We start from the raw sequence: 11,940 nt of genomic DNA, 5'->3' as shown, positions 1-11,940 counted from the left end.
GCTGGGGAGCCTCCGGAGGCGGGGGGTTCGAGGCGCCCGTGCCTCCGCCGGTACCCGTGCCCCCGGCCGCGCCCGCACCCGCGTCGTCTTCCTCCGCCGGCTGCGCCGGCTGCCGCGGGTCGTTCGTCTCCGTCGTGTCCGGCTCGGGCTCCTCGTCGTCCGCCGACGCGGACGGGGACGCGGACTCCGAGGCGTTCGGGGAGGCCGTGCTCGTGGCGGCCCCGGAGGGGGCGTTCGCCGGGCCGGCCGTCTCTGCCGGGTCGAGGGCCGGATCGCCGTCACCGGCCTGCCCGTCGCCCTCCGCCGCGGCCGGCTCCGAACTGGAGAAGCCCGGCAGGGCCGGGGCGTCGGCGCCGAGTTCGGCGAGGCTCAGGCCGCCCGCCGCCAGGACGAAGCCGGTGGTCACGAGGAGGGTACGGCGGCGGCGCCGGCGGTGGGCCGCGGCCTTGCGGTCGCGACGGCTCGCCGCCCCGGCCCCGGCTCCTTCCGGGCCGGGCCGCTCCGACTCGTTCTCCGGCTCACCGCTCTCCGTCGGCGCCTTTGCGGCCACCGCGTGCTCAACGGCCGCGGACGCGGCGTACGTCTCCACGGAAGTGCCGCACCCCGGGCAGGCGAGGGCGCCGTTGAGGTGCCGTTGGCACGGGTGGCAGTAGTTCATGTCGCGGGAAGACTAGGTTCCGCGCGGGGGCGTTGCCGGGATTCCTTGTGAAGGTTCTGTGGGAGATCGCAAGAATGATCGAAAAGCTTGCCGGAACCGTCACCCGTCGGACCCATTGACACCCCCGGCGACCCCTCCTTACTGTCGCGCCAGCATTTCGAACGTGTGACGAAATCTCGAACAGCCATCCACAGCTGAGGGGCAATCGCCGTGCGCATCACCGGAATCAGCACTCACGTGGTCGGGACGCCGTGGCGCAACCTGACCTACGTCCAGGTGCACACCGACGAGGGGATCACCGGAGTCGGCGAGACCCGGATGCTGGGCCGCACCGACGCGCTGATCGGCTACCTGCGGGAGGCCGAGGCCCACCACGTTCTCGGCTCCGACCCGTTCGCCGTCGAGGACCTGGTGCGCCGGATGAAGTACGGCGACTACGGCCGCGCGGGTGAGATCGTGATGTCCGGGATCGCGGTCGTGGAGATGGCGTGCTGGGACATCAAGGGCAAGGCCCTCGGCGTACCGGTGTGGCAGTTGCTGGGCGGCAGGGTCACCGACAAGGTGAAGGCCTACGCCAACGGGTGGTACACCACCGAGCGCACCCCGGAGGCGTACCACGGGGCCGCCCGGGCGGTCATGGAGCGCGGGTACCGGGCGCTGAAGATCGACCCCTTCGGCACCGGGCACTTCGAACTCGACCACCGGCAGACCCTGTACGCCGTCTCGCTCATCGAGGCCGTACGGGACGCCATCGGCCCGGACGCCGAGCTGATGCTGGAGATGCACGGCCGCTTCTCCCCCACCACCGCCGTCCGGCTGGCCAGGGAGATGGCGCCCTTCGAGCCGGCCTGGCTGGAGGAGCCGTGCCCGCCGGAGAACCTGAAGGCGCTGGAGAAGATCGCCGCCAAGGTCGACATCCCGGTGGCCACCGGTGAGCGCATCCACGACCGGATCGAGTTCCGGGAGCTGTTCGAGAGCCAGGCCGCCGACATCATCCAGCCCGACGTCGGCCACATCGGCGGCATCTGGGAGACCCGGAAGCTGGCCGCGACCGCCGAGACGCACTACACGCTCGTCGCCCCGCACAACGTCGGCGGGTCCGTGCTCACCGCCGCCTCCCTCCAGGTCGGCTTCACCTCACCGAACTTCAAGGTCCTGGAGCACTTCAACGACTTCGCGGACGCGGAGATCAAGAAGGTGGTCAAGGGCGCCCCGCGGGTGAACCCCGAGGACGGCTGCTTCCACCTCTCCCACGCGCCCGGCCTCGGCGTCGAGCTGGACGTCGACGCCGCGGCCGAATTCCCGCAGCAGCAGGCCAGGTTCGACCTGTGGGCCGAGGGCTGGGAGCAGCGCAGGCCCAAGGGGGCGAAGTGAGCACCGCCACCGGCACCGCGGCCACCGCCGTCCCCACCGCCGTCGTCGTCGAGGCGCCCGGCCTGCACCGGCTCGTGGAGCACACGCCGCGCGAGCCGGGTCCGGGCGAGGCGCTGGTCGCCGTGCACGCCGTCGGCATCTGCGGCAGCGACCGCGAGGTGTACCAGGGCAACCGGCCCGAGGGGTACGTCCGTTACCCGCTCACGCCGGGCCACGAGTGGTCCGGGACGGTCCAGCGGGTCGGCGCCGGGGTGCCCGAGGGGCTCGTCGGGCGCAAGGTGGTCGGCGAGGGCTTCCGCAACTGCCAGGTCTGCGACCGCTGCCACGCCGGCGAGACGACCCTGTGCACCTCGGGGTACGAGGAGACCGGCTTCACCCAGCCGGGTGCGATGGCGGGCACGCTCACGCTTCCGGCCCGGCTGCTGCACGTGCTGCCCGAGGACGCCGGTCTCACCGCCGCCGCCCTGCTGGAGCCGGCCGCCTGCGTCGCGGCCGCCGCGCTGAAGGCGAACGCGCGGCCGGGCGAGCGGGTCGCGGTGGTCGGCACCGGCACGCTCGGGATGTTCGCCGTGCAGTTCCTGCGGGCGGCCTCGCCGGCCGAGCTGCTGGTCGTCGGCACGCGGCGCGACCGCGAGGCGCTGTCCCGGCGGTTCGGCGCCACGGATTTCCGTACCGGGGACCAGGCCCTCCCGGCCGGCTTCGACGTCGTCGTCGAGACCGCCGGGTCCGCGGGCGCCGCCCGCACCGCCGCCGCCCTGCTCCGGCGCGGCGGGCGGCTGGTCCTGACGGGCATCCCGGCGCCGGGCGCCGAGGGGCTCGATCCGACCGATCTCGTCGTACGGCAGCTGGAGGTGCACACCGTCTTCGGGGCACCGCCGGACGCCTGGGCGCACACGGTGCGGGTGTTCGCGGCGGGGCTGCTCGATCCGCTGCCGCTCGTCACCCACGAGCTCCCGCTCACCGGGTTCTCGCACGCCATCGACCTGGTGGGGGCCGGCGATCCGAAGGTGGGCAAGGTCCTGCTCCGGCCGTGACGTACCCCTGCGGCCCGGGGGTCTTCTCCGCACCCGGAGCCGCGAACCTCGTCCGACATACCGAACACGAAGGACAGCCTGTGACCGACGCTTCCACCACGGCAGCCCGCAGACCCGGTGAGCACGCGCTCGCCGCGCTCGGCCTGGGCGCCCCCGCGCCCGACCCCGCCGACGCCTCGCCCCACACCTTCCCGGGTGGCGGCCGCTGGCGCACCGAGATCCCCTCGTGCGAGGGTCCCGAGGCGCTGGCGGTGGTCCTGAAGGAGTCCGCACGGCTCGACGTGCCGGTCCACCGGATCAGCCAGGGCAGCGGCGTGTGGATGCTGACCGACGCCGAGATCACCGAGATGGTCGAGGCGGCCGGCGAACGGGACATCGAGCTCTGCCTGTTCACCGGCCCGCGCGGCACCTGGGACACCGGCGGCTCGGTGCGCTCCGACTCGCGCGGCGCGGGTCTGCGCGCCCGCGGCCGCGACGCGGTCGCCGGATGCGTCGAAGACGCCCTGCGGGCAACGGAGTTGGGCGTACGATGCCTGCTCGTCGCCGATGAGGGGGTGCTGTGGACGCTGCACCAGGCACGCGAGGCGGGCATCATCCCGGCCGGCACCACCCTGAAGGTGTCCGCGCTGATCGGCCCGGTCAACCCGGCCTCGTACGCCGTCTTCGAACGGCTCGGCGCCGACTCCGTCAACGTGCCCAGCGACCTGACGCCCGCTCATCTCACCGAGATCCGGAGGGCGTCGGCCGCCCCCATGGACCTGTACATCGAGGCCCCCGACGACCTCGGCGGCTACGTGCGGATGTACGAGGTCGCCGAGCTGATCCGGCGCGGCGCACCGCTGTACCTGAAGTTCGGCCTGGCCAAGGCGCCCGGCATCTACCCGTACGGCGCCCACCTGCGGGACCTGACCCTGGACACCGCCCGGGAACGGGTGCGGCGCGGCCGGCTCGCACTGGACCTGCTCGAGCGCCACGGAGCGGCCGGTGACATGGCACCGCTGGGCTCACGGCTGCCGGGCGAGCTGCGCCGGTTCGACACACCGGCATAACGTTCCCGAAAAGGCGCTTCACAGAACACGACACAGTCGCGCACAATCCAACACGACCGTTCTCGGTCCACCACTGCCCCACCGCACGCGTCCCGCTCCCCGCACCGCCTCGGCACCGCATTCGCATCACTCCCCGCACCGCACCCGCACCGCCGGACCGATCCCGCACCCACATCAAGGATGATGACCATGCGCAACCGCAGAGCCGCACTCGCCGCGACGGCCACGGCCGCCTGCCTCGCCCTCACCCTGTCCGCCTGCGGGCAGAACAGCGAGGGCGGCAGCAAGGAGAAGGCGGGCAGCACCAAGGGCTCCACCATCGGCATCGCGATGCCGACCAAGTCCTCCGAGCGCTGGATCTCCGACGGCAACAACGTTGTCAAGGGTCTTCAGGCCAAGGGCTACAAGACCAAGCTGGTCTTCGGCGAGGACGACCCGGACACCCAGGTCTCCCAGATCGAGAACCTCATCACGCAGGGCGTCAAGGGCCTGATCGTCGCGGCCATCGACAACAAGTCGCTGAACAACGTGCTCCAGGAGGCGGCCGACGCGAACATCCCGGTGATCGCCTACGACCGGCTGATCCTCGGCACGGAGAACGTCGGCTACTACGCCTCCTTCGACAACGAGAAGGTCGGCGAGCTGCAGGCGAACTACATCGTCGACAAGCTGGGGCTGAAGGACGGCAAGGGCCCCTTCAACATCGAGCTGTTCGCCGGCTCCAACGACGACAACAACACCAAGTACTTCTTCAACGGCGCGATGAACGTCCTGAAGCCGTACCTGGACAGCAAGAAGCTGGTGGTCAGGTCCGGCCAGACGCAGCTCAACCAGGTCACCACCCTGCGCTGGGACGGCGCGACCGCCCAGCGGCGCATGGACGACCTCCTCACCTCCTCCTACAAGAGCGGCCGGGTCGACGCGGTCCTCTCGCCCTACGACGGCATCTCCATCGGCATCCTGTCCGCGCTGAAGTCGGACGGCTACGGCTCCAGGTCCAAGCCCCTTCCCGTGCTCACCGGCCAGGACGCCGAGCTGGCCTCGGTGAAGTCGATCATCGCGGGCGAGCAGACGCAGACCGTCTACAAGGACACCCGCAAGCTCGCCGAGGTGGCCTCGGCGATGGTCGACGACGTCCTGAACGACAAGAAGCCCGAGGTCAACGACACCAAGACGTACGACAACGGCGCGACGACCGTCCCCGCCTACCTGCTGCAGCCGGTGAGTGTCGACAAGACCAACTACGAGGAGGTCCTGGTCAAGGGCGGTTACTACACCGACGCCGAGCTGAGGAAGTAGCCCGGCGGGCAGTCGCCGTACCCACCGACCACCGACCGACCGAAAGGCACGACCATGGCGGGACCCGTCCTGGAAATGCGCTCGATCGTCAAGACCTTTCCCGGTGTCAAGGCGCTGTCGGACGTCACGCTGACGGTGCGTCAGGGCGAGGTCCACGCCATCTGCGGGGAGAACGGCGCCGGCAAGTCCACCCTGGTGAAGGTGCTCTCCGGTGTCCATCCGCACGGCACCTACGAGGGCGAGATCCTCTTCGAGCAGGAGCCCTGCCGGTTCAGGGACATCCGGGCGAGCGAGCAGCGCGGCATCGTCATCATCCACCAGGAGCTGGCGCTGGTGCCGTACCTGTCCCTCGCGGAGAACATCTTCCTGGGCAACGAACACGCCACGCGCGGGTTCATCAACTGGAACGACACCCTCCGGCACGCCACCGAACTGCTGCGCCGCGTCGGTCTCGACGAGCACCCCGAGACCCGGGTCGCCGACATCGGCGTGGGCAAGCAGCAGCTGGTGGAGATCGCCAAGGCGCTGTCGAAGTCCGTGAAGCTGCTCATCCTGGACGAGCCGACGGCCGCCCTGAACGACGAGGACAGCGGCAAACTCCTGGATCTCATGCTGGAGTTGAAGAAGCAGGGCATCACCTCGATCATCATCTCCCACAAGCTCAACGAGATCCGCAGGGTCGCCGACTCGGTGACGATCCTGCGCGACGGCCGCACCATCGAGACCCTGGACGTGAAGGCGGCCGGGACCACCGAGGAGCGGATCATCGCCGGCATGGTCGGCCGCGACCTCGACCACCGCTTCCCCGAGCGCACGCCGCACCAGCTTCAGGAGGGCGCGGCCCCGGCCCTGGAGATCCGGGGCTGGACCGTGTTCCACCCGATCGACCGGCAGCGCAAGGTCGTCGACGACGTGTCGCTGCGGGTGCGGCGCGGGGAGATCGTCGGCATCGCGGGCCTGATGGGCGCCGGCCGCACCGAGCTGGCGATGAACGTCTTCGGCCGCGCCTACGGCCGGTACGCGGCCGGCACGGTCCTCAAGGACGGCCGGGAGATCCGTACCAGGACCGTCGCGGAGGCGGTCGGGCACGGCATCGCGTACGTCACCGAGGACCGCAAGCACTACGGCCTGAACCTGATCGACACCATCAACCGGAACATCTCGCTGACCGCCCTGAAGAAGGTCGCCAGGCGGGGTGTGGTGGATGAGCACGAGGAGCGGCAGGTCGCCGAGGGCTTCCGGAAGTCCATGAACATCAAGGCGCCGACCGTCTTCGAGCCGGTGGGCCGGCTGTCCGGCGGCAACCAGCAGAAGGTCGTCCTCAGCAAGTGGATCTTCGCGGGTCCGGACGTGCTGATCCTGGACGAGCCCACGCGCGGCATCGACGTGGGCGCCAAGTACGAGATCTACACGGTCATCGACCGACTGGCCGCCCAGGGCAAGGCGGTCGTCTTCATCTCCTCCGAACTGCCCGAGCTGCTCGGCATGTGCGACCGCATCTACACGATGGCCGCGGGACGGCTGACCGGTGAGGTGCCGCGGGCCGAGGCCACCCAGGAAGTGCTGATGCGCCACATGACGAAGGACACGAAGAGCACGAAGGACGCGAAGGACGAAGAGGTGACGCGATGAGCGCGGACGTGACCGCCAGGACCCCGTCCCCCGCGCCGCCGGGCCGGGGCCGAGGGGCCGCCGGCGACGGTCTGCTCCCTCTGGTGCTGAACGGCCTGCGCCGCAACATGCGGCAGTACGGCATGCTGATCGCGCTCGGTCTGATCGTCGTCCTGTTCCAGGTCTGGACCGGCGGGGACCTGCTGCTGCCACGCAACGTCTCCAACCTGGTGCTGCAGAACAGCTACATCCTGATCCTCGCGATCGGCATGATGATGGTGATCATCGCGGGCCACATCGACCTGTCGGTCGGCTCGCTGACCGCCTTCGTCGGCGCGGTGGCGGCGGCGCTGACGGTCAGCCACCACGTGCCGTGGCCGGCCGCGGTGGTGCTGTGCCTGCTGGTCGGGGCGGCGGCGGGCTCGCTGCAAGGGTTCATGATCGCCTATCTGGGCATCCCGTCGTTCATCGTCACCCTCGCCGGGATGCTGCTCTTCCGCGGTCTGACGGAGATCCTGCTCAAGGGCCAGACCCTCGGCCCGTTCCCGGGCGGGCTGCAGAAGATCGGCAACGGCTTCCTGCCGGAGGCCGGCCCGCACACCAACTACCACAACCTCACCCTGCTGCTCGGTGCCGTCCTGATCGCCGCCGTGGTGTGGCAGGAGGTGCGCGACCGGCGCCGGCAGCAGGAGTTCTCCCTGGAGGTGCTGCCCGCGCGGCTGTTCGCGCTCAAGCTCGTCGCGATCGTCACCGCGGTACTCGTCGTCACGCTGCTGCTGGCCAGCTACAAGGGCGCGCCGATCGTGCTGATCGTCCTCGGCGTGCTGGTCGTCGGCTACGGCTACGTGATGCGCAACGCCGTCTTCGGCCGCCACATCTACGCGATCGGCGGCAACCTGCCGGCCGCGAAGCTGTCCGGGGTCAAGGACAAGCGGGTCACCTTCCAGGTGTTCCTGAACATGGGCGTGCTCGCGGCCCTGGCGGGCCTGGTGGTGGCCGCCCGCCTGAACGCGGCCTCTCCGAAGGCGGGCGTCAGCTACGAACTCGAGGCGATCGCCTCGGCGTTCATCGGTGGCGCGTCCATGAGCGGCGGTGTCGGCACCGTCCTCGGCGCGATCATCGGCGGTCTCGTCCTCGGCGTGCTGAACAACGGCATGAACCTGCTCAGCGTCGGCACCGACTGGCAACAGGTCATCAAGGGCCTGGCCCTGCTGGCGGCGGTCGGGTTCGACGTGTGGAACAAACGCAAGTCCGGTTCATAGGTCAGCTCCGGCCCCGCCCGGAAAAGGCGGGGCCCTCACCTCCCAGGAGCCGCACATGGAACTGAACAGACGCACGGTCATCGCGGGCGCCGCAGCGGCGGGCATCGCGGCGAGCACGCTCACAGGAACGGCGCGGGCCGCCTCCCCGGCCACGGGTTCGTCCCCGGGGCGCGGGAAGCCGGTGAAGGAGCTGTTCGGCAGGCTCGCCGACGGCACGAAGGTGTACCGCTGGTCGCTGGAGAACGGCGGCACCCGGCTGAAGGTCCTCTCCTACGGCGGTGTGGTCCAGTCCCTGGAGATCCCCGACCGGCGGGGCCGCCACGCGAACGTCTCCCTGGGCTTCGCCGCCCTCGACGACTACGTGGCGTCCAGCCCGTACTTCGGCGCCCTGATCGGCCGCTACGGCAACCGGATCGGCAAGGGCCGCTTCACCCTGGACGGCAGGACGTACCAGCTCTCCGTCAACGACGGCGACAACAGCCTGCACGGCGGCGCGAAGGGCTTCGACAAGCAGGTGTGGGACGTCGAGCCGTTCACCGAGGGCTCCGATGTCGGCCTGCGCCTGCACCACACCAGCGCCGACGGCGAGATGGGCTACCCGGGCACACTGCGGGCGAAGGTGACGTACACCCTCACCCGGCGCGGCGAGTGGCGCGTCGACTACGAGGCCACCACCGACCGGCCCACCGTGGTCAACCTCACCAGCCACGTCTACTGGAACCTGGCCGGCGAGGGCAGCGGTACGATCGAGGACCACGAGCTGGCGATCGCCGCCTCCCGCTACACCCCCACCGACCCGGGCCTGATCCCCACCGGCGAGCTGGCCAAGGTCGCGGACACCCCTTTCGACTTCCGCCGCGCCAAGGCCGTCGGCCGGGACCTCCGGGCCGGCCACCCGCAGCAGGTGCGGGCCAAGGGCTACGACCACAACTGGGTGCTGGACAAGGGCGTCACCGCCCGGCCCGAGCACATCGCCACCCTGCGCGACCCCCGCTCGGGCCGCACCCTGAGGATCGCCACCGACCAGCCGGGCCTGCAGTTCTACTCCGGCAACTTCCTCGACGGCACCCTCACCGGCACCGGCGGCCGCACCTACCGCCAGGGCGACGCCCTGTGCCTGGAGACCCAGCACTTCCCGGACTCGCCGAACCACGCGGACTTCCCGTCGACCGTGCTGCGACCGGGGCGGACGTACCGGACGACGACGGTGCACTCGTTCGGCGTGTGAGGGCCGCGCCTACCCCGAAGTCACACTTCCCACACATGAGTTGAACGGCGCCACGTCCTCCTCCGTATCCATGGGTGGCCCGCGCTCCCCCGCGCGGGCCACCCCAGAGACGACGGGCCCGGCCGTCCCCACCGGGCCCGCCCCCTACGGAGGTTCCATGGCCGACAACGTCGCCTCGCTGTTCCGCAGTACCGCGGCCCACAGTCCGTCGATGGCGGCGCTGGCGCGGGAGGGCGGCGACGGAACCGGGCCGGTGGACTTCTGCATCCCCTGCAACCCCTACTTCCCCACGCCCGAGATGTTCCAGGACATGGCGACACGGCTGCGGGAGATCATCACGTACTACCCGTCCGGCGCCGACACGATCACGGCCGAGCTGTGCGACCTGCTCCAGCTGCCGCCGCAGTGCGTGGCGATGGGCAACGGCTCGACGGAGCTCATCACCTGGATCGACCACCTGCTGGTCCGCGAGTCCCTCGCCGTGCCCGTCCCCACCTTCGGCCGCTGGACCGACCAGCCCATGGAGACCGGCAAGCGGGTCGACATGTTCCCGCTCCAGGAGGCGGGCGGCTTCACCCTGGACCTGGCGCAGTACGCCGAGTTCATCCGGGCGAGGGGCACCAGGGTGGCCGTGATCTGCAACCCCAACAACCCCGACGGCGGCTTTCAGCACCGGCAGGCCCTGGTGCAGTTCATGGACGCCATGGCCGACCTGGACCTGGTGGTGATCGACGAGTCCTTCCTGGAGTTCGCCGACGCCGAGGCCGAGCCGAGCGTGGTGCAGGAGGCGATGCTGCGCCCGAACGTGGTGGTGCTGCGCAGCCTGGGCAAGAACTTCGGCCTGCACGGCATCCGCTTCGGCTACCTGGTCGCCAACCCCGCGCTCGCGGGCAAGGTCCGCTCGATGCTGCTGAAGTGGAACCTCAACTCCTTCGCCGAGCACGTGGTGTTCATGCTGAAGGAGCACGGCGCGGAGTACCAGCAGAGCCTTCAGCAAGTGCGCCGCGACCGCCTGGAGATGGCCGGCCACCTCTCCGCGCTGCCCGGTCTGACGGTCTACCCGTCCCAGGGCAACTTCCTCTTCGTGCGCCTGCCCGTGGGCGCCGAGGGCACCGTGGTCCGCGACCGGCTGCTCACCGAGCACCGGATCCTGGTCCGCGAGTGCGGCAACAAGATCGGTTCCTCCAGCCGCTTCCTGCGACTCGTGGTGCGCCCCGAGGTGGACGTGCGTCGCCTGGTGTCCGCCCTGGAACAGGTGCTCTACGGGACCAGGAAGGGAGCCGCCGTACCCGAGCCGAGCACCGGGACCGGCTACAGCTCGGGTACGGCGGCGGTGGACCGGCTGGTGAGCGAGACCAACGGGTCCGGCCTGCGGATACCGGCCGCCCCGGCCGCCGCCGGCGGCCGGGGCGGAACGGGGCCGCGCGCCGGGCTCCGGGTCCCGGGCCGTCGGCCGTACGGATCACGCCGTCACCATGGGGGAGAATGGCGGCGCCGCGCCCCGTATGATCGCCGCCCGGGAGGCACAGCTTTGGCGCTCAGCAGACGTTCATTCAGCGCTCTCGCGGGCACCGCCGCGCTCGGACTCGCCCTGGGCGGCGGCAGCGGCGGAACAGCGGCGCCCTCGGCCTCCACCGCGCGCTCCGTGTCCACGGGCCCGCCGCCGCGGCCGCCGGGCGCCGACGGGCGGCGGCACACCGTCGGCTTCGACCGCTACTCGCTGCTGGTCGACGGCAGGCGGCTGGTGCTGTGGTCCGGCGAGATGCACCCCTTCCGGCTGCCCAGCCCCTCCCTGTGGCGGGACGTGCTGCAGAAGATGCGCGCGCACGGCCACAACGCCGTCAGCGTGTACGTGGCCTGGAACTACCACTCGCCCGCCCCGGGGCAGTACGACTTCACCGGCGTGCGGGACCTGGACCTGTTCCTGCGGACGGCCGCCGAGACCGGCCTCTACGTCGTCCTGCGGCCCGGTCCGTACATCAACGCCGAGGTCGACGGGGGCGGCTTCCCCGGCTGGCTGACGGCCGCCGAGGGCAGCGCCCGCACCGCCGACCCCGCGTACCTGAAGCACGCCGACGAGTGGCTGGGCCGGGTGAACGCCATCGCCGCCCGGCACCTGTTCACCCGGGGCACGGGCACGGTGCTGCTGTACCAGATCGAGAACGAGTACGACGCCCACGTGGACGAGCCGGCCGGCCGCGCCTACATGAGCCACCTCTACAAGAAGGTGCGCGCCGACGGCATCGACGTGCCCCTCTTCCACAACGACAAGGGCAGGAACGGCCACTGGATCCCCGGCTCCTTCGACACCGGCGGCGAGAAGGACGGCTGGCTGTACGGCTTCGACGGCTACCCCCCGCCGGACCGGACCCCGCCCGACTGGGGGTACTTCGGGACGGGCGGGAGGACCGGCGGGGCCAGTGCC

The 11,940-nt window shown here is 70.9% G+C and carries 9 protein-coding genes; 8 read left to right on the top strand and 1 reads right to left on the bottom strand.

The window, feature by feature from the left end:
- The coding region (locus C1I97_RS20255; RefSeq protein ID WP_441349136.1) for an SCO2400 family protein at positions 1-658 on the bottom strand (658 nt) is incomplete at its 3' end.
- Between the two features lie 210 nt (positions 659-868).
- Between C1I97_RS20255 and C1I97_RS20250 the strand changes: the two genes are divergently transcribed.
- From C1I97_RS20250 to C1I97_RS41595, 8 genes are all read left to right on the top strand, one after another.
- A complete protein-coding gene (locus tag C1I97_RS20250; protein ID WP_111004635.1) occupies positions 869-2,032 on the top strand; it encodes a mandelate racemase/muconate lactonizing enzyme family protein in 1,164 nt (387 codons plus the stop codon).
- A complete protein-coding gene (locus C1I97_RS20245; RefSeq protein ID WP_111004634.1) occupies positions 2,029-3,066 on the top strand; it encodes a zinc-dependent alcohol dehydrogenase in 1,038 nt (345 codons plus the stop codon). Before C1I97_RS20250 ends, C1I97_RS20245 begins: the two co-directional genes overlap by 4 nt.
- An 80-nt stretch (positions 3,067-3,146) precedes the next feature.
- Entirely contained in the window at positions 3,147-4,115 is a 969-nt protein-coding gene (locus C1I97_RS20240; protein WP_111004633.1) for a hypothetical protein, read from the top strand.
- A gap of 189 nt (positions 4,116-4,304) precedes the next feature.
- On the top strand, positions 4,305-5,414 hold the full coding sequence (gene chvE / locus C1I97_RS20235) for a multiple monosaccharide ABC transporter substrate-binding protein (RefSeq protein ID WP_111004632.1): 1,110 nt from the start codon (positions 4,305-4,307) through the stop codon (positions 5,412-5,414).
- A 54-nt stretch (positions 5,415-5,468) separates the two neighbouring features.
- Positions 5,469-7,046, top strand: coding sequence for a multiple monosaccharide ABC transporter ATP-binding protein (gene mmsA, locus C1I97_RS20230; protein WP_111004631.1), 1,578 nt, complete (start codon positions 5,469-5,471; stop codon positions 7,044-7,046).
- Positions 7,043-8,287: a multiple monosaccharide ABC transporter permease gene (gene mmsB, locus C1I97_RS20225; protein ID WP_111004630.1), complete on the top strand. Its 1,245-nt coding sequence runs from the start codon at positions 7,043-7,045 to the stop codon at positions 8,285-8,287. Before mmsA ends, mmsB begins: the two co-directional genes overlap by 4 nt.
- Before the next feature lie 55 nt (positions 8,288-8,342).
- The gene (locus C1I97_RS20220; protein ID WP_111004629.1) at positions 8,343-9,515 is read left to right on the top strand and encodes an aldose epimerase family protein; all 1,173 of its coding nucleotides are present in this window, start codon (positions 8,343-8,345) and stop codon (positions 9,513-9,515) included.
- A gap of 157 nt (positions 9,516-9,672) precedes the next feature.
- On the top strand, positions 9,673-11,940 hold a 2,268-nt coding region (locus C1I97_RS41595), incomplete at its 3' end, for an aminotransferase class I/II-fold pyridoxal phosphate-dependent enzyme (protein WP_258382659.1).

Origin of the sequence: Streptomyces sp. NTH33 (genome assembly GCF_003236365.1) — a bacterium.
Lineage (GTDB): Bacteria > Actinomycetota > Actinomycetes > Streptomycetales > Streptomycetaceae > Streptomyces.
This window is presented reverse-complemented; position numbering and strand designations above follow the sequence as displayed.